The following is a 22970-nucleotide window of genomic DNA, read 5'->3' as shown; positions in this document are numbered from 1 at the left end:
TAAAATGGGTGGACTCTTTTTTTATTTACATAAGATTATTTTAATACAGTATTACACTTTAGCCTTTCACATTGTCAATGAATGTATGTTTGCCTTAAGAATACTATTTTTTCTGCTTACCTTTGCGGAAATATTTAAAATATAGAGCATTGGCAGAACAAGATTTTAAAATGACAGCCAAAACCTTCTTTGGCTTGGAAGAATTATTAAAAGACGAATTAATAGCAATTGGTGCTAGAAATGTAAAAGTTGCGAACAGAGCGGTTACTTTTGAAGGAGATAAAGAAATCCTTTATAAAGCGAATTTACATGTTCGTACTGCTTTAAAAATATTACTTCCAATAAAGAACTTTAGAGCAAGAAGCGAAGAGGACCTTTATGAAAAAACAAAGAAAGTAAATTGGGCAAAATATATTGATGTTGACGGTACATTTGCAATTGATCATACTGTATGGTCGGATACATTCCGTCACTCCAAATATGTCGCTTTAAAAGTAAAAGATGCTATTGCAGATCACTTTTCTGAGGTTTTTAAAAGAAGACCTAATGTGGATGTGAAGAGCCCCGAAGTGTTGATCCATATTCATGTTTCACAACGTGAATGTATATTATCTTTAGATAGCTCAGGAGAGGCTTTAAATAGGAGAGGTTACCGTTCTGAGCAACGTCAAGCTCCTTTAAATGAGGTTTTAGCGGCAGGGATTATCATGATGACAGGATGGAAAGGTGATAGGCCTTTCTTGGATCCAATGTGCGGTTCAGGAACCCTTCTTGTTGAAGCAGCCATGATCGCAAGTAATACACCTCCAGGTTTAAAAAGGAAGTTTGCTTTCATGAATTGGAAAGATTATGATCGTAGATTATTCAATCAGATTTTTAGAGAAGCCAAAAGAAATAGAAAAGAGATTGAAGTTCCTATTGTAGGTTCAGATATCGATAGAGCAGCAGTTGATGTTTCTTACTCAAATGCGGAACGTTCAGGTTTAGACGAAGATTTAAGAATCTCTAAAATCAATTTCTTTGATAGAAAGCCAATTGGTGAAAATGGTATCATCGTTTGTAATCCTCCTTATGGTGAGCGTATTGGTAAAGATATTGAAGAGCTTTATCAAAAAATGGGAGATAAGTTAAAGCAAGATTTCAGTGGATATGATGCTTGGATCTTCTCTGGAAATATGAAAGCATTGAAATATGTTGGGTTAAGACCAAGTAAGAAAATTCAATTGTATAATGGATCAATTGAATGTCGTCTTGCAAAATTTGAAATGTACAGAGGTACGAAATAAAAACCTCGAAGCAATATAAAAGCCTATCATTTGATGTGAAAATGATAGGCTTTTCCTTTTATCCAACCATTAACATAGCTTTCTTTTTTATCGATTCTACAGTTTTATTGAGAATTCTAAAGGCATTGTTTGCCATAACGTTATCCCGATCTAGAGTAGGATTTACTTCCACCATTTCCCAGCAAACTACTTTTTCATTACTAACTAAAAGAGTATTCAAAGTCATTGCTTCTTCTACAGTTAATCCGTTTTCTACAGGAGTACCAGTACCTCTACTAATTGAAGGGTCCATACTATCTACATCAAATGAAATATAAATAATATCACAATCCTTTAATTGATCTAAAGCAATTTGAGAAGCTTTTTCAGCACCATGTTGTCTTACTTCAGCTACTGAGATATTACGGATATTATGTTGGTAAATGATCTCATTTTCGGGGCCTTCTGTGTCTCTTACACCAATAAATACAACATCTGAAGGAACGATTTTTGGACCATTGATACCAACATTTTTGATGTCTTCCCAATAATCTAATGTTTCTTCAGAAGGACTATTAATGGCACTTTCAAGGTTATCAATACCACTAACCATTGCCAAAGGCATGCCGTGCATATTTCCTGATGGTGTTGTAAAAGGAGAATGGAAATCTGCATGAGCATCAATCCAAATTACACCCAACCTTTGGTTTGGATAGGCCTTCTTAATACCTGAAATAGTACCTGCTGCAGTAGAGTGATCTCCCGCCAATACTACAGGTGTTTCACCATTTTCAAGCGTTTCATAAGTGTGATTTGAAACTCTTTTTAACATCGTGTGAACACCATCGATATGCTTAGCATGAGGGTAGTTGTTGTTGTTAAATAAGATGTTGTTTACATCATCAATATTCTGAACTTTATTTTCTTTAAAGAAAGTAGATTGTTGATCTAAACTTGCGACAATAAGGGCATCTATACCCATGCCAGCGCCTCTTGTACCTGCTGCGATTTCAGAACGTACAGTTAGTAATTTTATATTTTCCATAGGTGTTAATCTTTTTATGTTATGTGTAGATATGTGTTTATATAGGCCCTTTATTACTTGAATGTAAAAGGGTATGCAGTAGTGCGTGTATGCAAAAATTGTCTATGTGTTTGAGGTCTAGCTATTGGAAAAAATAGTAGACGGAAATAGGATAACCTATTTTAATTAAAAGATGTATTTCTACAGAAAATTGAATTATGAGAACGCCAACAACTGAGATGGGTCGAAGAATTGACCATCCATAACATACTGGGAATATGTTTGTTGTAATGTGTACATGTTGACTAATTTTAAATTCTATACAATTATAGAGTTAAAATGTAATAACTGCAAACAAAAATGAGTTTAATCGGTCTGTTTTAAAAGGAAAGATTATTTAGTAATATTGCTGAAAGCAAACAAATTATTCCATTAAGACAAACTTCTGCCAAGAATGAAGCAATTATTATTTTTTATTTTATTATTGACTAACTCTGGATTTTCTTATGCTCAGGAGTATTATACAATTGATGAACTAAAATTTTCTACGGAAAGAGAAAAAGTTGCTTTTTCTGATTTCATAAATGATTCCACTTTGTTTTTACCCTTATTGGTTGAAATGGGAGGTAATCCTGATGCATTACTTATTCAAAAAGTAGAGACAAAAATGAATGCTATCTACAGTAATTTGGATAAGATGAAAATAACATTAAAAAAGCCAAAGAAACAGATTCAGGTCATTTATAAAGAGGTACATAGCTCTTTGTTTACAAAATATATAGAAGTGATCCCTTTTTATAAAGCATTTACGATTGGAGAGTACAATTGTGCCACTGCTACTGCGATATATGCAATGGTTCTGGATCATTACAATATTCCTTACCAAATTAAAGAAAAACCTAATCATGTCTATTTAACAGCATATCCAAAGGAATATGATATTATAATGGAATCTACGTCTCCTGGATCAAGTGGAGTTATAGCGATTAATGATAATATGAAATCAAATATCATTAATAAACTTATTGCAGATAAGGTAGTAACTGCTCAAGAAGTAAAAACTAAAGGAGTTAATGCAGTTTTTAATGAGTATTTCTTTAGCGATACTGATATCAATTTTCGAAAGTTAATATCTTGGTTATATTCTAATGAAGCATATCAAGATGTTGTTGAAGAAAAATTATCTGAAGCACTAGAGGAATATAAAAAGGCTTATTTCATAGAACAAAATGAGATATTTGAAGAGATTATTGTCAATATAAATATTGAAAAGTTAGCAAAGGATAAGCCATATACTGAAAAGTATGCCATGATACTTAAAGAATTATCAAAGTTCTTTGACTATAATAGTAACCTTTCAAGTTCAACATTTACTTCTGAGCATTATGGTTTTTTACAAGAATGGGTAATTAATAAAAATGATGTTGATACCTATCTGAAGTATTATGAAATCCTGGAGAATATTGGAGATAGTACTACACAAGAAAAAATCAAGTTAGATCATTATGAAATGTTAGGCCGTTATTATTATGAAAAAGAGGAATTTGATAAAGCGATAGACTATGCTATGCAGGCTTATGAAATGATGCCCAAGAATATGGAAGTTAATAACTTAATTAATGCATCAGTGATCAAGAATTGTATGAAAAACTATAGAGTTGACTTAAATGCAAGGTTATCATATTTGGAATCTATATTTGAAAAATACCCAGTTTTAACAGATCGAACGGAATTACAAGTAATCTTATTGGAGATATATTTCAAAAATGCTTTCGATGCTTTAATGCAGAAGGATTTGAAAACAGCAAAGAAAAATATTGATGCGTTTGAACAAATCTATGATCCAGCTGAGCATTATCAAGTTCCAGAACAAAATGTTGTCACAATCTATGATCATTTGGGAATGATTTATTTCAAAAGAAATCAAATAACCAATGCAAGGAATGCCTTTAAGAAAGGTTTATCTTATTTTCCGAATGCCTATAATTTAACAACAAAACTCAATATGCTCTAAAAATAAAGCCTTCACTTTTCACAGTGAAGGCTTTATTTTTAATAGTTTGTTACGTATAAATTGTAAATCAGCTTATCTATTTTCTTTCGACCACTTATCGTAGTGTATTCTGCATAAATTGGCAGTTTTGCCATAATATGATGTTCTTTTGGTACTTTAAATTCTATGACACCTCTTTTATCAACCATAGCTACTGGTGTTAAGTCATATTTTTTAAGATCAATGGTTTCTATCTTGGCTTTTTCATCTTTAGCAACATAGAAGCGAACATTTTTTCTTTTTTCTGATAATGTAACCTCCAACACAACTTGATCATATAAAGCAGTATCGTCATTTTCTTTGACCTGTATTTTTGGATACTTCGTCTTTAATTTACCTGACTTATAATATTCTTTTAAGTGTATAGTTGGTTTTCCATCAATATATGATGCATCAGATTTTAAAGTACCATCCTTGTAAAAGTACTTTCTTTGAACAACGATACCGTCTTCGTAATAAGCTTCTTTATAAAGAGTTTTACCATCTTGTTGATACATTTTAGAAACTCCTTGTTTTTTCCCCATTACATAATTTATGGTCTGTTTGAGACGACCATTTTTGTAGTATTCTTTAGCAATACCGTCTTTTTTTCCATCCGTATAATTGATTTCAGCTCTTTTCTTTTTAGAATTATCAAAGTTATATATGTGTAAGCCTTGTTTGATTTCGTCACTTCCACCAAATGTAGCTCTTTCGATTTTTCCTCCTTTACTTGTTTGTTTTTCCTCACATCCAATTAGGATTGTAATTCCTAAAAGAAGGAAAAATAATTTCTTAATGTTCATTTGCTTTGTTTGTCTATTTATTTCCGTCAAAATATAAAAAGAAAAGCTCATTTCAATGATTTATAATCAAATTCACCGAAATGAGCTTATATAAAATGTGGTTAAATTGTTAAGGGAGTTTGACCACAAAAGCGTCGCTGAATCCTAAATTACGGATACGTAATTTTAATGATTGAGCAGTTTGAGTCGTAGGAACATTGCCTACAGTATATTTATATATTTTTTTATTATTTCTGATTACTTGATGCTCTTTAATAAGATGTCCTTTTGCCAATAGTTTTTTAAACTGTGGATTTGAATTAGGAACTTTCTTATTGGTAGCCAATATCTGAATGCTATAATTATTTCCTTGAGGAACATTCTTTTGCTCATGGAAATTTTTAAAGCCTAAAAAGATAGCGTTTGCAATATCATTTTGTCCTTTTGTGGAATTAATATATTTCCTTTCATAAGGATTAGACAAGAAACCACATTCAATTAGGACTGAAGGCATTGATGTATTTTTAAGTACATAAAGATTGTAACCTCTATCACTTTTATTCATCATGCCTCTAGATTGAATCAGTGTTTTTTTCTCAATTGAGTTTAATAAAACTTTAGCAAGTTCAACACTTACTTCATCTTGATCAGTATCTACATGAGCTTTGGCGCCTACAATCCATTTATTTGGATTTGAATTACTATGGATACTTAAAAAGTAATCCGCTTTTGCAACTTCTGCAAAATCAACACGATCTTCTAAGCTTACATATTTATCACTTGTACGTGTGTAATAGACTTGTATATTCGGTAACTGTTGACGCATTAGAAGTCCTATCTTCTTTGCAATCAATAAGTTTAAATCTTTTTCATGTTTATAAGATGATGAGCCTCTGGGTTTGCCAGGGTCTTTGCCACCGTGTCCGGGGTCAATTACCACTACATACGTTTTTTTCTTTTGTGCTTTTAGTTCTGATGAATATGTCAGTAGAGAAAAAAGGATGATCGTGATAAAGAAGTTGTAGTGTCGAAGTTTTTCCATTTTGTTAAGGAGTTGGAATGTTGTGGGTTTGAACCAATTGTTCTAAAAAATTATCTACACTTTCTGAAACAACTTGAAAGCAATCTTCAAAACCAGAAATTCCACCATAATAGGGGTCATCTACATCCTTATTTGAAGCTTGATTGTCAAATGATCTTAACTTAACAACTTTCGCTATTTGACCTTGATCATTTGTAAGTCTAGTCACATTAGTATAATTGCTATCATCCATAACAACTATATAATCAAAATTGTCGAAGTCTTCTTTTGTAAATTGTCTTGCAATTGAAGCTAATTCTACACCATGTTTTTTAGCAGTTGAACGCATCCTTGAATCTGCTCTTTCGCCAGCATGACCCGCATATGTTCCAGCGGAGTCTATTGTGAAATACTCTTCAATTCCTCTTTCTAATACTTTATGATGCATTAATCCATCCGCTAACGGGGAGCGACAGATATTACCTAGGCAGACAAAAATTACCTTGACAGTAGACTTCATTCAAAAAATGTTTAAAAAATCTCTTTATGTAGTATGCAATCTAACAAATTTTTAAAATTTTGTAAGATAAAATCGAAAATAAATGCTAGAAATGTAATAAATCATTAATTCAATATTTATTGATAATAATAAATCATGCCGAAAGTGTAATTTTCTTCTTAAAAATGATAAAGTTTTGAGTAATTCGTTATTAATTTGAGATGTCTATCACTTGTGGTAAGATTTTTTAATTTTTGTACTTCAGAAATCATTAAAAGAGATAATTGATTTCTGAGGTAATTTTGACTATATTCTGAATACATAATGAAACAAATTTTACTCAAAGTGCTCTATTTCCTTTTAATTTTAATTGGAGCGGCTGTTGCATTTTTCTTTTGGGCAAAATCTCCCAACCTAGAGAAATCTGAATATGCAAAGACTGTTACTTTTGAAAAATCTAACTCCAGTAATAGTGATTCTACTATATCTGTAATTTCTTATAATATTGGATATCTATCTGGTATGACCAATAATACTTCGGTAAGACCTACTGAGGAATTTTATCAGCAAAATATGGATAAAGTTTTAGCAGAATTAAAGAAAAACCGCGTAGATATCTTGGCTTTACAAGAGATAGATTATGGTGGAAATCGTTCATATGAAGTCAATCAATTTGAAGTGATAGGTAAAGAATTAGGATACGCAAATGGAGCAATGACTATAAATTGGGATAAAACGTATGTTCCTTTTCCGTATTTTCCTCCGTCTGTTCACTTTGGTAAGATGCTTAGTGGTCAAGCAATTTTAACTGATTTTGAAATTAAAGATCACGAAAGAACTGAATTGGCTAGAGTGAAAAGTCATCCCTACTACTATTCTGCGATGTATTTAGATCGTTTGGCAGAACGAATTTTGATAAATGTTGGAGGACAAGATGTAATGGTTTTCAATGTACATACAGAAGCTTTTGATGTAAAAACTAGAGAGAAACAAATTCGATTTCTTAAAGATTGGTTCTTAAGAGTTGAAAAAGAAATGCCTGTAATTATGGTTGGAGATTTTAATAGTGATCCAACTTACAAAGAAGAAGGTGTATTAGAGTTTTATAATGATGAAAGAATTGGAGCAATGTGTGCAAAGGAAGATTTATTAAGTAAGAATACATTGACATATCCAACAGATACACCAATTGAACAACTTGATTTTGTCTTCTTTTCAACCAAGCATTTTGAGTTAATAGATTGGAAAGTTTTAACTGATTTTGGGCAAGTCTCTGATCACTTTCCTGTTTATACGAAGCTGAAACTAAAAAAATAGCGAAATCATAAGAAAGCATTCTGTAAAAGAGTGCTTTTTTTATTAGCTTTGTCAGCTTATGAAGTATGCGGTAATAGATCTTGAGACAACAGGAGGTTCAGTTGCTCAAGGGGGGAGAATAATTGAAATAGCAATCATCATTTTAGAAGATGGAGTTGAGATAGATCGTTTTGAATCTTTTGTCAATCCTGAAATGAGTATACCACCATTTATCCAAAATTTAACGGGGATAAAAAATGGAATGGTACGCAATGCTCCAAAATTTTTCGAAATCGCAAAAAAAGTAGTTGAAATTACAAAAGATTGTCTTTTTGTAGCTCATAATGCAGATTTCGATTACAACTTCGTTAAAGATGAATTCAAATCATTAGGTTATAAATACAGAAGAAACTCTGTTTGTACTGTAGAATTATCTAGAGTATTATTACCGGGTAAAAAATCATATAGCTTAGGTAAACTTTGTGATGAAATTGGTATTCCTCATAGCTCAAGACACAGAGCAATAGGAGATACAGAAGCTACAGCAAAACTATTTCAATTATTACTTAAGCAACCCAATGCATTAGAAGTGATTGAGGAGATGACGGACTATGATGTGTACTCTTCAAAAAAACACTATCAATTGTCTAAAGAAGTGATTGATGGTTTACCAGATGAAACAGGTGTCTATTATCTTTATGACAAAGATGATGAACTGATTTATATTGGGAAATCAAAAAATATTAGAAAAAGAATCTTACAACATCTCGCTAATAAGTCTACTCCTAGAGCAGAAAGGATGGCAGATATGGTGAGAGATGTAAAAACAACTCTGACGGGAAGTGAATTGGTAGCATTACTTTTGGAATCGGATGAGATCAAGAAGAATTTGCCAAAATTCAATCGTGCTCAGAGGAGATCAAAAACATTTTTCGGCATTTACCAAAGTGTTGATGCTAATGGTTATATCAATTTTTCAATAGCACCTTTATCTGAAGGTGATAATCCAATTACGACAACTTTTTCTAGAAAAGAAGCTGAAAAAATTCTTGATAGAATGGTTGACAAAAATATACTTTGCCAAAAACTATCAGGAATTGATCACAGTGATAAAGCTTGTTTTAGATATCATCTTAAAACATGTAATGGAGCTTGTGTAGGTGAAGAAACCGTAGAAGAATATAACAAAAGAGCAAAGCAAGCAGCGATGCGTTTTAGTTATGGTGTGCCCAATATGTTTTTAATAGATAAAGGTCGTAATGAGAATGAACGAGCGGTTGTTCAAATTGCTAAAGGTATTTACCGTGGCTTTGGATATATAGAAATGAACAAGCATTATGAAGCTAAGGATTTGGAAAAAGTAATTACTTCCTACCCTAATAATGCCGATGTCAATAAAATAATTAGAGGAATTTTAAGAAAGAAAAAAGGGATTGAAAGAAAAATTTATTACTAGATATTTTTTAGTCTTATTACTGATTTCCATTTGTGAAAGTTTGGCTTTTGGAAATAATGGTGTGTTGGAATTTAGTAATCAAAATATAGATCTTGGTAATGTTTATTATGAAGATATATATCAAATTAATATTCCTTTTAAAAATATTGGGACAGATAAAATCCACTTACTCAAGGTAAATACAGATTGTGGCTGTTCTCAAGCTACATTTTCACACGAATGGTTAAACCCAGGCGATGCGGCTGTGCTTAGTGTCAATTTTAAACCTATAGAAGGGGAAACACCATTCTACAGAAGTATAATTTTATTAACAGATGCTAAAATATCACAATATTCGATCTCATTACAAGGAAATGTGACGAATTTAAAGAATCTTGTATCTATACCATTGGAGTATAATGTAAGGTGGATGGAGAAGAAAAAAGCAATTCCTGTCCTCTCTAATTATTCAATTCAACTACAAGGTAATCAAGGTGATGAAGTGGTATTTCCTTTATACATTACTAATATTGGGGCTAAACCTTTGGTGTTAGAATCACTCAATACAAAAGGGAAAGCGGAAGCATTAGAATTTCCGAGGAATGTTGAACAAGGTGAGGTCGTTCTCATTCCATTGAAAATAAAATTTGCTGAAGAAGGAGCTTCAAGAGATTATTTTAAGCTCATCACTGATGAAAAAAGTATTCTAATCAGGATGCAGACTATTGTTAATTAAAAAATATGCCTGTACTTAAACCAAAGAAATTTAAAATGCCTTTTTGGCAACTCAATGGTCATCTTCAAACTATTGTTCCTTCAATTAAGCGTAATATTGAAGAGATTAAGTATGATAGAGAAAGGTATGACACACCTGATGGAGATTTCTTAGATTTAGATTGGTCAGCAAAAGGTAACAGAAGAATCGTGGTAATATCCCATGGTTTAGAAGGGGGAGCTGATCGTCATTATTGTAAAGGTTTGGCAAAAATAGCCAATGAAAACAATTGGGATGCATTAGCTTGGAATTGTAGGTCTTGTAGTGGCGAAATCAATCGATTACCACGATTTTATCATCATGGTGATGTGATAGATATGGATTTTGTATTGAATATTGTCAGAGAAAAAGGATATAAAGAAATTGCTTTGGTTGGTTTCAGTATGGGAGGAGCAATCTCATTAAATACTTTAGGAACAAATTCTTTGAAAACGGATGATATTGTAGCTGCAGTAGCAATATCTACGCCTATTGATTTAAAAACTTGTAGCGATGAATTAGAAAAAAAAGCGAAGAGTTTTTACAATCAGAAGTTCTTCAAAAAGCTAAAAGCTAAAGTTATCCAAAAAAGTAAAACGATGTCTTCTGTGGATGCATCACCTTTGCTTGAGGAGAAAATCAAATCTTTGAGAGGATTTGATCAATTGTATACAGCGCCACTTCATGGATTTTCTTCAGCAGAAGAATTCTATTATCAGGCAAGTCCTGAAAGAAGAATGAATGAAATTAGAAAACCCGTACTTATACTTAATGCATTAAATGATCCTTTTCTAACAAAAGAAAGCTATCCTTTTGATATTGCAGAAAAGAGTAAATATCTATATTTGGAAACTCCAAAAAAAGGAGGCCATGTAGGATTTTGTGTAAAAGGGTCAAAGTATACTTATTCTGAGGTTAGAAGCTTAGAATTTATAAATGATCACTCAACAATCAGAACGAAAGAATAAGATGAAGAAACTATTTAAAACAATACTACAAACACTATTTATTTTCAGTATTTCATTTTACTTCACTTCTTGTATTTCTAAGGAAGGAGCTAAAACTGAGTTTGAAAAATCATATTTACCAAAAGCAAAAGGTAAACCAGGAGAAATGGTATTGGTTATCGATACCGTTCAATGGAAACCTAGTAATGGAGTAGGTTCTTTATTATATAAAAATGTTTTAGGCAAAACAAGAGGAGTATTGCCTCAGCCAGAACCACAATTTACTGTGACTCAAGTTGCACCTTCAGGTTTTACAAGTATTTTGAAACAGGCTAGAAATGTTTTAATTGTTACAACTTTTGATCAAAATACACAAGAAAGTGCAGTTTTAAGGTCATATTTTGGTAAAGGTGTAATTGAAAAATTAAGAAAAGATGATAAAAAGTTTCATTTTGTCAAAAAAGATGCTTGGGCTCAAGGACAAACGGTTGAGCTTTTATTTGCTAAAAATGAGGCAACATTAAAAGAAATTTTAGAAGACCCTGTTAAGGCAAGATCGATTTCAGAGCCTTTCCATACTGTGGAAACTGAAATACTTCAAAAAAATATTGCTAAAAATTATTCTAAAGTAACAGACAATTTTTTAAGAAGAGATTGGAAAGTTTCTTTACAACTATTGGATGGCTATAAAGTAGCTCAAAATGATGAGAACTTTATTTGGTTAAGACATCCTGAGTTAGCTTTTGATATGAATGTATTTTTAATAAAAGTACCATATACTGACAAGAAGCAGTTTGACCCAAAAGAGATTGTAGCTTTTAGAGATAAAATAGCAAAACAATACCTATATGGTGATCCAAGTAATGAAAATTCATTTGTGTTAACAGAGAAATTAGTCCCTGTTGAGGCAGTAACGACTAAAATTGATGGTCGTCATGCAGTGGAAGTAAGAGGACTTTGGAAAACAAATAATATTTCAATGGGAGGCCCGTTTGTAAGCTATACTTTTACAGATAAAACAGGAGCCTATTTATACTACTTAGAAGGCTTTATTTTTGCTCCAGGAATGAATAAAAGGGATTTAGTTAGAGAAATGGAGGCACAATTGAAAACATTCAAGGAAATAGACTAGAGAATTTAAATATGTATTATTATATTAGTGGAAAGTTAACGAAAAAACTACCCACATTTGCCGTTTTAGACGTAAACGGAATTGGGTATGAGATTCGTTGGCCTTTAAATGCATTCAGTCTTTTGAATGAAGGAGAAGAATGTACTTTATATACTTATCTTTATGTTAAGGAAGATGTTCAACAGTTGTATGGATTTGCAACTGAGAATGATCGGAGTTTATTTTTATTATTGATAAGTGTTTCAGGTATAGGTCCCTCCACTGGATTAGCGTTTTTATCCTCTCTGTCTTCATCTGAAATCTGTTCTGCCATAATGCAGGAAGATGCCAAAACTATTCAAAGTGTAAAAGGCGTAGGTGCCAAAACTGCACAAAGAGTAGTGATAGAGCTTAGAGATAAAATATCTAAGTTACAGTATTCAGGAGAACTTATGCAGACTTCTGTACCTGTAGCTGCTGATAACGCTAAAGTGGATGAAGCTATGGATGCTCTTGTAGCCTTAGGATTTACAAGAGCAGGAGCACAAAAGTCAATCAAACTGATAATTAAGAAACATGGTTCTGACTTATCTGTTGAAAAATTAATAAAACTAGCTCTGAAAAATAATTAACAGCCTATAAGATAAATATTTACTTTTTGAGCATTTCGCGTGCAATTTAAATTATCAACATAATCTGACCTCACTTTGTTTCGCTTAAGAGTTGTAACTATTGTAAGCGTGCTATTTTATGTCATCGTTCTTAATCACGATGGCTTTTCATCTGAAACAATAAATAGTACAACTCTTGAGGTTTTTCAGCAAGATAAACCTCAAGAGCCAATACAGGAACAAGACACAACGAAGTTTGTGCCTTCTAAACCGTATGAGCAAGATCGCTTAGGTGATCCTATTGCTGTCCCTTCTCGACAAACGCCTTTGTTAGGAACCACTCCTAATGTAGAAACGACAATTTCTATTGATTCTACAGGTAGTAAATACAATGTCAAAGAAACCCTGAATGGTAATCTCGATTACCGTGTGCCTTCCTACATTCAATATGATGCTTACAGAGATTATCTGTTCAAAAAGCAAATGGCCAATTACTATAATAATCTTTCAACAGCACAGGATGGAGGTGATGCTCTACCTGGTCAAGATGGTGGAAGGTTGATCCCAGAGATTGAATTAGGAAGAGTTGCCGATTTCTTATTTGGAGGAAGTACTTTAGATTTTGAGTTGAATGGTAGTGCAATGCTTGACTTTGGTTTACTTTACCAAAGAGTTGACAATCCTCAGGTTCCTGTAACGCAACAACGAAATGGAGGATTTAACTTTGATCAACAAGTTGGATTAGGAATGGTAGGTAAAATTGGTGATAAATTAGAAATGTCAGCCAATTTTGATACAAAAAGTACATTCCAATTCGATCAACAATATAATATGAGTTATACTGCCTATGATTATGATATCATTCAAGATATTCAAGTAGGTAATGTATCTTTTAATGTTCGTAACTCATTAATTACTGGTGCTCAAAATTTATTTGGTGTTTATACTAAATTAAGATTCGGTAACCTATATGTCAGCAGTGTTTTCTCTAGTCAAAGAGGTTCACAAGAAACGATTACTATCAAAAATGGTGGACAGAATAGAGAATTTGAATTCCGTGCAGATACATACGATAATAATAGACACTTTTTTATAGCTCATTTTTTTAGAAGTATTTATGAATCTTCTTTAGCACAAACACCTACCATCAATTCTGGAGTAAATGTAACACGTATGAAAGTGTATGTTACAAACAGAAGTAATGATACTCAGACCCAAAGAAACTTAGTAGGTTTAATGGACTTAGGTGAAAAAACACCTTACAATCCAAGATGGATAGATAATTCTGTAACAAGTGCTACAGCTGATAATGATGCAAACACATTATATGCTACAGTTGAAGGTATAAACAGACAATCTGATGGTGTAAAAGGAGAACTTGAGGCATTAGGAATGCAAAATGGTTCTGAATTTGAAATTTTAAGAAGTGCAAGAGAATTATCACCTTCAGAGTTTACATATAATCAGCAATTGGGTTATATATCATTAAGCTCACCATTAAGAAACGATGAAATTTTAGCAGTGGCTTTTGAATATCAATATCGTGGTGTGACTTATAAAGTGGGTGAATTAAATGAAGATGTTGCTAATCTTGCCCAAGATGATGTAATGTTCATGAAGCTTTTAAGCCCATCAACAATTAATACATCATTACCAATGTGGGATTTAATGATGAAAAATATTTATTCCCTTCAAACTTCAGGTATTCAAAGAGAAGATTTTCAGTTTAGAATTATCTATAGAGATGATGATACAGGTGTTGATAACCCATCTATTCAAGAAGGTAAGAAATTAGCGAATGTACCATTAATTGAGGTAACAGGTTTAGACCGATTAAATATGAACCTCGAATTACAAAAGGATGGTAACTTTGACTTTGTTGAAGGAGTAACAATTGATTCTCAAGATGGTAGGATAATATTCCCAGTTTTAGAACCTTTTGGGTCTACTTTAGAGAATGATTTTGAGGCTGATGAAGGTACTTTAAAACAAAAGTATGTTTTCTATGATTTATACGATAAAACACAAGCTGATGCAATATTAAACACTCAACAGAATAAATACTTCATGCGAGGAAGCTATAAAGGTGGTTCTTCAAATGAGATTTTGTTGCCAGGTATTAATATAGCAGAAAATTCAGTGATTATTACTTCTGGAGGAGTAACACTAACTGAAGGTGTGCAGTATACTGTAGATTATCAATTCGGTAGAGTAACTATCTTAGATCAAGGGGTTTTAACTTCAGGAAAAGATATTAGAATTTCTTATGAAAGAGCAGATTTATTCAACTTTCAAACAAAAACACTTGCAGGTGTTGATTTAGAATACCATATCAGTGATGACTTTATCATTTCTGGTACTTTAATGCACTTATCTGAGAAGCCATTGATTTCTCGTGTAAATGTTGGTAGTGAACCTATCAAAAATACTATGTGGGGTTTAACAATGGATTACACTACGGAATCAAGATTTCTAACAAAATTAGTGGATGGAATTCCTGGTTTAGATACAAAAGAAAAATCTACTTTCTCATTTAAAGGTGAATTTGCTCAGTTGATTCCTGGCACACCTTCTTTGATTGGAACAAATGGTACAGGTTATATAGATGATTTTGAAGGAGCTGAAGTACCTTATGATTTAGGTTTAAATCCTACTTCATGGGCACATGGTAGTACACCTCAAAAAATATTAGAAGATCAAGGTTTAATTGGAGTAGTACCAAATAACCCACTTGATTCTTTAAAGTATAATGATAGGAGAGCACGTTTAGCTTGGTATAATATTGATAATGTATTCTATTATACTTCAGGCAACACAAGTAGACCTTCTAACATTAGTGATGAAGATATGCAAAATCATTATGTTCGTTTGATTCCATATGATGAAGTTTATAAAAATAGACAAGCTAATCAAATTAATACGAATGAAGTTACTTTTGATTTAGCATACTATCCTTCAGAAAAAGGTCCTTATAACTATAATGTTGATCTTAATGGTGATGGTACTTTAAAGAATCCATCAGATAATTTTGGAGCAATTACTAAGGCAATTACTACAGATGTCGATTTTGATAACCTTAATGTTCAGTATATTGAATTCTGGATGATGGATCCATTTATTTCAGGTCAAAATGCTTTAGTTGAGGGACAAAACAATACAACAGGTGGTAAATTATACATCGATTTAGGTAGTGTATCGGAAGATGTAGTTCCTGATGGAAGACACTTCTTTGAGAATGGTATGACACCGAATAAAGATTTGTTGTACCAATCTGTTTGGGGTTATTCTCCAACTACTCAATTCGTAAATAATGTATTTAATACTGCAGTTGGTAGAGGAGTACAAGATATCGGATATGATGGTTTAACGAGTGCAGAAGAAGAGGAATTTTTTAGAACTAACTTCATAGATCGTTTACCTGCTGTCCTTTCTCCTGAAGCAAGAAATGAGATTTTATCTGACCCATCTAGTGATGATTTTCAATATTATTTGGGTGGTGATTTAGATGCTGAAGATTTAAAGGTATTAGAAAGATATAAGAAGTTTAATGGTCCAGAAGGTAACTCACCTGAAAACTCTGGAGGAACTTCATATACTCCTTCAAATACAAGTTATCCAAACAATGAGGATTTAAATGCTGATAATACGCTGAATGAATTGAATGCATATTTTGAGTATGAATTTGATTTACGTCCAAATCAACTGAATAATAACCCATATATTGTTGATAGAGTAACATCAGAAGCACCTGAAACAAGAGAGTTAGTAACTTGGTATCAAGTGAGAATTCCAATCCGTGATGAAGATAATTATACAAAAGTAGGTAGCATCGATAACTTTAAATCAATTAAATATATTCGTTTATTTATGACAGATTGGGAGCAGCCTGTTGTATTAAGAATGTTAGATTTTCAATTAGTGGGTGCACAATGGAGACAGTATTCAGATAATATAGATGATGAATCTGGAACTCCATCAACCGCTACAGTAAATATTTCATCAGTAAATATTGAACAGAATGGTATTACTGATGAAAGTGGAAAAATACCCTATGTATTACCTCCAGGTTTCGAAAGAGACTATGATGCTACATCAACCGTAACAAGAAGAATTAATGAACAGTCAATACAGGTTTGTGTTGATAATTTAGATAATGATGATGGAGTAGGCGTTTATAAAAACTTCAGTCTAGATTTGGTCAATTATAAGCGAATTAAAATGGAGCTTCATGCTGAATCTGATAATGCTTCTGATGAAGACCTTAGAGCATTTTTAAGATTGGGTACTGATTTAGTGAATAACTATTATGAAATAGAAGTTCCTCTATATATCACTCAACCATATTCTACAACACAAGAGCAAATTTGGCCTCGTGAAAATGAGATTGATATCGCCATAGAATCTCTCTATAAATTAAAAGCGAAGAGAAATTCTGAAGGAGCTTCTATTAGTGATCCTTATCCAGCAGTATTGACTGTGCCAAATATTGGCAATTATAGAGTTCGAGTAGTTGGTAATCCTGATTTGAGTTCTGTTCAAACAGCGATGATCGGTGTTAGAAACCCTAATACAGACGATTTAAGACCATATGATGTTTGTATTTGGGCAAATGAATTAAGAGCGACAGAGTACAGCACTTTCTCAGCATGGGCGGCAAATGCTTCAATTGATGCTACTCTCGCAGACTTTATGAATATTAAAGCAAATACGAGATATAGTACTGTTGGCTTTGGTGGCATACAAGATAAAATTGGGGACCGTCAAAGAGAAGACAATCTAGAATTTGGTATCTCTACAAATATTAATTTAGAAAAGATCTTCCTGAATAGAGTCGGTTTAACAATTCCAATATACATGAGTTATGACCGTAAAGGTTCTAATCCATATTTTGATCCGTTAAATCCAGATACACCATTGTCAATTGCTGAAACTAGTTTTGGTAGTGCATCTGAGGGTGCTTATTATTCTGATCAAGTTCGTTATTTAGAAGAATCACGAAGTATTAGTTTGACAAACTTAAGTAAAGTGAAAATGAATCCTGAGGCGAAAAGTTATCCTTGGGATATTGAAAACCTTAGTTTAAGTGGGTCATATAGTGATTCTCATATGAGAGATCAAAATACCGAAGCAAAAGATTACATACAATGGAAAGTAGGAGCTGCTTATTCTTATCAATCTCCATTGAAAAATTGGGAACCTTTCAAAAATGCTGAAATGAGTGACTGGGGAGCAATTATTAAAGATTTTAATATTATGCCAATCCCTAATTCATATTCAATTAGAGGTGACTTAGATAGGGTATATCGCTACACTCAATTCAGAACTTTTGATAAAGATACTAATGAGTTTACGACTGCGACAATTGCACCAACCTATGAGAAGAGTTTCCTTTTTAATAGAGGTTATAATATTGGATGGAACTTCGCAAAAAGTTTAAAGATTGATTACGCAGCGACTGCAAATGCATTGGTGGATGAACCTGAAGGAGCTTTAGACTCTGAAGCAAAAAGAGATTCTGTTAAAATGAACCTCTTAAATTTTGGCCGTATGAAAGTTTTTGATCAACAAATCTCAGGAACATATAATATTCCATTAAATAAGATTCCTGCTTTAGATTTCGTTGGAGCAAACGCTAGATATGTGGCAGGAACTAAGTGGACAGCTGGAACATTAGGTTTAGCAGATACTTTAGGTAATACTCTCTCAAACACACAACAAATATCGTTTAACTCGAAACTTGATTTCAGTACCATTTATAAAAAAATGGGATATGTTAATCACCTTGAAAATGGGGTTTCAACAAGATCAAGAAGTCGTTCTCGTTCAAGAAATTCTAATGGTTCTAAAGCAAAGAAAGACAACACAATGTTAGCTTATAAGAAAATTAAGTTAAAAGATAAGTTGAAAAAACTTAGAACCAAGCAAACAGAAATTCGTAATGAAGAAGCCAATAAAGTCAAAGAAGAGACAGAAAAATTGGAAGAGAAAATTACGAAGTTAAAGACGAAAATTGAGAAGTATAAAGCAAAAGAAAAAGATATTGCTCCACTTGAAGCCAAAATCGAAGAGTATAATACAGAAATAGCCGCTCTACAAGCTGAACCAACTGAGGAAGAAGTAGAGGAGAAAAATGTAAAATTAGCGAAGATTACAGAGCAAATTAAGGAATATGAAGAGGAACTTCTTGCTATTAATAAAGAATTAAAAGGAAGAGAAGAACCTAAGAAAGGTGCTGGAGAACAATTGACAGACGTAGGTATTCGTATTGCAACCATGTTGAAAGATGTTGATTTTACTTACTCTGAAAATAATTCAACAGTTCTTCCAGGTTATATGCCAACGGCTCAATATATGGGATTTGATCCTAGTTATAACGCACCAGGTTTAGCCTTTATTTTAGGTAGTCAAGATCCAACAATTCGTTATGAAGCGGCAAAGAATGGATGGTTGGCACCAAGTGATTATCTAAATCAACAATTTGTTCAGCAAAAAAGAGAAGAATATCGATTTAGAGCAAATTTAGAGCCTATTAAAGATCTCAAAATTGCCTTATCTAGTACTCATACAACAACCGAAGCTTACTCAGAAGTATTCCGTTTTGATCAGGCATCAGATGAGTATATGTCGTTTTCTCCACAAAGAACAGGTACTTTCGGTATGTCTTTCTTTACTTTACCAACTGCATTTAGTAAGCCTACAGGAAATAGTGAGTCTGATGTATTTAATCAATTTGTTGCCAATAGAGATGTAGTAAAAGGTCGTTTAAATGCAACAAATACTTCAGGAGGTACATATGAAGATAATGATCAAGATGTTTTAATTCCTGCATTTATCGCGGCGTATACTGGTAAGGATGCAAGTGAAGTTGGTCTTTCTGCTTTTCCTTCATCATTCCCAATTCCAAGCTGGGATGTGAGATATACAGGACTGACAAATATTAAGGCATTAAAAAATACATTTAAGTCGATCACTTTATCACATAGTTATCAGTCGAATTATACAGTAGGTAGTTACAATTCTTCTCTATTATATGGAGCAACTGAAATTGGACCCCAAAATGATATTAATGATCAACCTCAGGCTAGACCTGAAAGTGGTGGTTCTACGACAATTGTTCCTGTTTATGTTATTAATCAAGTAAATATCGAAGAGCGTTTTGGTCCATTGATTGGTATTAATATCAAGTTGATGAATGATCTTCAAATCAAATTTGATTATAATAAAGGTAGAATGTTAGCCTTGAATTTATCAAATGCACAAGTTACAGAACAATTAAATAATGATTTCACTGTAGATATAGGATATACAAAGGCAGGAATGAAATTACCATTCCGTTCAAAAGGTAGAACCACTGTATTGAAAAATGATATTACATTTAGATTGGCGTTCTCAATAAGAGATAATCAAACTACTCAATATAGAATTGATGAGGAGAATGTAGTAACTGCAGGAAATATGAACCTTGCATTAAGACCTACAATCAATTATATGTTGAATGATAGAGCAAGTTTACAATGTTACTTTGATCGTACAATCAATGATCCTAAAATATCAAATGCCTATAGAAGAACATCTACTGCATTTGGTTTCCAATTTAAATATTCATTGACGCAGTAAAAGAAAATATCCTCAAAATGAAAGGCCATCATTACGAAAAATGATGGCCTTTTATTATTTCTAAACTTAAAGTGTCTATAAATTTCCTCTTAATTCTTGTTCTCTTTCGATTGCTTCGAATAAAGCTTTAAAATTACCTTTACCAAAAGAACGAGCCCCTTTACGTTGAATAATTTCAAAGAATAAAGTTGGACGATCTTCTACTGGCTTAGTGAATATTTGAAGTAGGTATCCTTCCTCATCACGATCAACAAGGATATTTAGTTTTTTCAATTGATCAATTTCCTCATCAATATCACCAACTCGTTCCCTTAAATCATCATAATAATTATCTGGTACATAAAGGAATTCAATACCTCTTTCTCTTAATTCTTGTACGGTATAACAAATGTCATCAGTAGCTACTGCAATATGTTGTACGCCGGCGCCATTGTAAAAATCAAGATATTCTTCAATTTGAGATTTCTTTTTACCCTCAGCAGGTTCATTAATTGGGAATTTTACATACCCATTTCCATTTGAGACTACTTTTGACATCAATGCAGTATAATCTGTAGAGATATCATTGTCATCAAAAGTCAACAGTAATTTGAAGCCCATCACTTCTTCATAGAAATTTACCCATTTGTCCATCTCACCAAGGTCGACATTTCCTACACAGTGATCTACATATTTAAGACCAACAGTTTTTGTTTTGAAGTTTGATGTTTTGGCCGCAAATTTTGGTAAGAATGTACCATTGTAGTTTTTTCTTTCTACAAAAGTATGTACTGTATCGCCATATGTTTCGATAGTAGCCATGACTACTTCACCATGTTCATCGGAGATAACACGAGGAGAATGTACAGCTTTAGCACCTCTTTTGACAGTTTCTTCAAAAGATTTACGAGCATCATCAACCCATAATGCCAATACTTTTACACCATCACCATGCTTATGCACGTGCTCAGCAATTTCTGAGTTAGTGTTTAATGATGTGGTAAATACGAAGCGAAGTTTGCCTTGTTGAAGTACATAACTGCTTCGATCGCGAACCCCTGTTTCAGGCCCAGAGTAAGCAATTAACTCAAATCCAAAAGCAGCTTGGTAGAAATAAGCAGCTTGTTTGGCATTGCCTACATAAAATTCAATGTGATCAGTTCCGTTGATAGGAAGAAAATCCACTTCTTCCATCTGTTTTGTACTAGACGTTAGCATGCGAGTAATAATTAAAAATGTTTATTATATGTGTTTTAAGTGTTTTTCTACGAAAGTATAGAGCCAAAAAAAAGCCATTATTATCCTGTAAAGTTTGAATGTGAAAACTACAGACCACACGAAAGTGTGATAATAAAGGCTTTTTTCAATATATAATTAGTGTTGTCTCATTACGAGATTTACTTCTATTCTAAGGTTATGTTTATATATACGTTGTGTGAATATAGTTAGTTTAATTGATCTTTTAAAATTCTGAACTCAACAATTGGTGAGATTCTTTCATATAAGATATTGTAAACTGCTCTTGTAATTGGTAAATCATTTTCGATTTCTAATCTTTTAGCGATTTCGAAAATACTTTTGACAGCATAATATCCTTCTGCTACCATCTGCATCTCTAGTTGAGCAGCTTTCACTGAATATCCATGGCCTATCATATTACCAAAAGTTCTATTTCTTGAGAATTGTGAGTAAGAAGTAACCAACATGTCACCTAGGTATGCCGTTCCTAATAAATTTCTCTTAATATGATATGCTGCTTTCAAGAAATATTGTACTTCTTGCATAGCATTTGAGACTAAAACTGCCTGAAAATTATCACCATATCCAAGTCCATGGGCAATACCACATGAAATTGCAACAATATTTTTCATTACTGCAGAATACTCTACACCATAAATATCTCTTATTGAAGTAGTTTTGATATAACGATTACTCATAGCTTCTGATAAAGCAGTACCAAATCGTTTACTACCAGATGCAATAGTAAGGTAAGCTTGTTTTTCCATTGCCACTTCTTCAGCATGACAAGGACCTCCAATTACTGCAACTTTTTTATGGTGTACACCAAAATTCTTTTCAATATGTTCTGTGACAAGTATGTGTTTTTCAGGTATTAAACCTTTTATTGCTGAAATCACATATTTATCTTTAAAATCTTCAGGAGTCAAATCTTTGATTGCATCAAGAACGAATGCAGCAGGAACAGCTAATAAAATTGCATTGGCATCTTTAATAGCATCCTTTATATTATTGAAAGGGGTTACTTTTTCGCTTGAAATTTTTGCTGAAGGTAAATATCTAGGGTTAGAGTGATATTGTTGAATATGTTTAATATCTTCTTTATTTCTAATCCACCAATGTAAAGAAGTATTACCACCATCAGATAAAATTTTAACTAATGCAGTGGCCCAACTACCTCCACCAATAACGGCGATCTTTGAAATATCAGGTAAATCGTTTTGATTCTCAGTGCTTTCTGTATGTTTTGTATCTTTTGTCACTCTATTTTTTTATAAATTTTATGTAAAGGTAATAAATACACTTCAAAAGTACTTACTCTTTTACAATGCAATTATGCTTATTTAAATCCGGCT

Annotated in this window: 15 protein-coding genes; 9 read left to right on the top strand and 6 right to left on the bottom strand. The window is 32.7% G+C overall.

All coding sequences use genetic code 11. The annotated features are described in order from the left end of the window. The first annotated feature begins 122 nt into the window (after positions 1-122). The gene (locus tag ACXAHM_RS14960; RefSeq protein ID WP_474961263.1) at positions 123-1286 is read left to right on the top strand and encodes a THUMP domain-containing class I SAM-dependent RNA methyltransferase; all 1164 of its coding nucleotides are present in this window, start codon (positions 123-125) and stop codon (positions 1284-1286) included. A gap of 58 nt (positions 1287-1344) precedes the next feature. Here the strand turns inward: ACXAHM_RS14960 and rocF are convergent, their stop codons facing one another. Further along, positions 1345-2310 carry an arginase gene (gene rocF, locus ACXAHM_RS14955; RefSeq protein ID WP_474961262.1) on the bottom strand — a complete coding sequence of 322 codons (966 nt, stop codon included), beginning with the start codon at positions 2308-2310 and terminating at the stop codon, positions 1345-1347. Positions 2311-2743: 433 nt separating this feature from the next. Between rocF and ACXAHM_RS14950 the strand changes: the two genes are divergently transcribed. Further along, positions 2744-4303 (top strand): tetratricopeptide repeat protein, encoded by a 1560-nt coding sequence (locus tag ACXAHM_RS14950; protein WP_474961261.1) that lies wholly within the window; start codon positions 2744-2746, stop codon positions 4301-4303. A 38-nt stretch (positions 4304-4341) separates the two neighbouring features. Here the strand turns inward: ACXAHM_RS14950 and ACXAHM_RS14945 are convergent, their stop codons facing one another. The 3 genes from ACXAHM_RS14945 to ACXAHM_RS14935 all read right to left on the bottom strand — a co-directional run bounded on the left by ACXAHM_RS14945 (position 4342) and on the right by ACXAHM_RS14935 (position 6647). After that, positions 4342-5127 (bottom strand): toxin-antitoxin system YwqK family antitoxin, encoded by a 786-nt coding sequence (locus ACXAHM_RS14945; RefSeq protein ID WP_474961260.1) that lies wholly within the window; start codon positions 5125-5127, stop codon positions 4342-4344. A 109-nt stretch (positions 5128-5236) separates the two neighbouring features. Beyond that, positions 5237-6148, bottom strand: coding sequence for an N-acetylmuramoyl-L-alanine amidase family protein (locus tag ACXAHM_RS14940; protein ID WP_474961259.1), 912 nt, complete (start codon positions 6146-6148; stop codon positions 5237-5239). A gap of 4 nt (positions 6149-6152) precedes the next feature. After that, entirely contained in the window at positions 6153-6647 is a 495-nt protein-coding gene (locus tag ACXAHM_RS14935) for a low molecular weight protein-tyrosine-phosphatase (RefSeq protein WP_474961258.1), read from the bottom strand. A 303-nt stretch (positions 6648-6950) separates the two neighbouring features. Between ACXAHM_RS14935 and ACXAHM_RS14930 the strand changes: the two genes are divergently transcribed. The 7 genes from ACXAHM_RS14930 (at position 6951) to sov (ending at position 20397) form a co-directional block, all read left to right on the top strand. Further along, entirely contained in the window at positions 6951-7943 is a 993-nt protein-coding gene (locus ACXAHM_RS14930) for an endonuclease/exonuclease/phosphatase family protein (RefSeq protein WP_474961257.1), read from the top strand. Between the two features lie 58 nt (positions 7944-8001). Further along, positions 8002-9378: an exonuclease domain-containing protein gene (locus tag ACXAHM_RS14925; protein WP_474961256.1), complete on the top strand. Its 1377-nt coding sequence runs from the start codon at positions 8002-8004 to the stop codon at positions 9376-9378. A gap of 40 nt (positions 9379-9418) precedes the next feature. Further along, positions 9419-10093: a DUF1573 domain-containing protein gene (locus ACXAHM_RS14920; RefSeq protein ID WP_474961255.1), complete on the top strand. Its 675-nt coding sequence runs from the start codon at positions 9419-9421 to the stop codon at positions 10091-10093. 5 nt (positions 10094-10098) lie between these two features. After that, a complete protein-coding gene (locus ACXAHM_RS14915) occupies positions 10099-11079 on the top strand; it encodes a YheT family hydrolase (RefSeq protein WP_474961254.1) in 981 nt (326 codons plus the stop codon). Position 11080: 1 nt separating this feature from the next. Next, positions 11081-12190, top strand: coding sequence for a DUF4837 family protein (locus ACXAHM_RS14910; RefSeq protein WP_474961253.1), 1110 nt, complete (start codon positions 11081-11083; stop codon positions 12188-12190). Between the two features lie 11 nt (positions 12191-12201). Next, positions 12202-12801: a Holliday junction branch migration protein RuvA gene (gene ruvA / locus ACXAHM_RS14905; RefSeq protein WP_474961252.1), complete on the top strand. Its 600-nt coding sequence runs from the start codon at positions 12202-12204 to the stop codon at positions 12799-12801. Positions 12802-12876: 75 nt separating this feature from the next. After that, the gene (gene sov / locus ACXAHM_RS14900) at positions 12877-20397 is read left to right on the top strand and encodes a T9SS outer membrane translocon Sov/SprA (protein WP_474961251.1); all 7521 of its coding nucleotides are present in this window, start codon (positions 12877-12879) and stop codon (positions 20395-20397) included. 75 nt (positions 20398-20472) lie between these two features. On the opposite strand, the gene hppD is transcribed toward sov, so the two are convergent. Then, on the bottom strand, positions 20473-21594 hold the full coding sequence (gene hppD / locus ACXAHM_RS14895; RefSeq protein WP_474961250.1) for a 4-hydroxyphenylpyruvate dioxygenase: 1122 nt from the start codon (positions 21592-21594) through the stop codon (positions 20473-20475). Positions 21595-21821: 227 nt separating this feature from the next. Continuing rightward, complete coding sequence (locus ACXAHM_RS14890; protein ID WP_474961249.1) at positions 21822-22877, bottom strand: NAD(P)H-dependent glycerol-3-phosphate dehydrogenase; 1056 nt, start codon at positions 22875-22877, stop codon at positions 21822-21824. Positions 22878-22970: the final 93 nt, after the last annotated feature.

It is taken from the genome of Flammeovirga sp. AWQ4_249 (genome assembly GCF_056161045.1).
The sequence above is the reverse complement of the archived record's forward strand: the minus strand, read 5'-3'. Positions and strand labels throughout refer to the sequence as shown.

Bases quoted from the DNA above. Each gene is read 5' to 3' on its own strand.
- rocF (WP_474961262.1), bottom strand. From the start codon at position 2,310: ATGGAAAATATAAAATTACTAACTGTACGTTCTGAAATCGCAGCAGGT.
- ACXAHM_RS14950 (WP_474961261.1), top strand. From the start codon at position 2,744: ATGAAGCAATTATTATTTTTTATTTTATTATTGACTAACTCTGGATTT.
- ACXAHM_RS14945 (WP_474961260.1), bottom strand. From the start codon at position 5,127: ATGAACATTAAGAAATTATTTTTCCTTCTTTTAGGAATTACAATCCTA.
- ACXAHM_RS14940 (WP_474961259.1), bottom strand. From the start codon at position 6,148: ATGGAAAAACTTCGACACTACAACTTCTTTATCACGATCATCCTTTTT.
- ACXAHM_RS14935 (WP_474961258.1), bottom strand. From the start codon at position 6,647: ATGAAGTCTACTGTCAAGGTAATTTTTGTCTGCCTAGGTAATATCTGT.
- ACXAHM_RS14930 (WP_474961257.1), top strand. From the start codon at position 6,951: ATGAAACAAATTTTACTCAAAGTGCTCTATTTCCTTTTAATTTTAATT.
- ACXAHM_RS14925 (WP_474961256.1), top strand. From the start codon at position 8,002: ATGAAGTATGCGGTAATAGATCTTGAGACAACAGGAGGTTCAGTTGCT.
- ACXAHM_RS14915 (WP_474961254.1), top strand. From the start codon at position 10,099: ATGCCTGTACTTAAACCAAAGAAATTTAAAATGCCTTTTTGGCAACTC.
- ACXAHM_RS14910 (WP_474961253.1), top strand. From the start codon at position 11,081: ATGAAGAAACTATTTAAAACAATACTACAAACACTATTTATTTTCAGT.
- ruvA (WP_474961252.1), top strand. From the start codon at position 12,202: ATGTATTATTATATTAGTGGAAAGTTAACGAAAAAACTACCCACATTT.
- hppD (WP_474961250.1), bottom strand. From the start codon at position 21,594: ATGCTAACGTCTAGTACAAAACAGATGGAAGAAGTGGATTTTCTTCCT.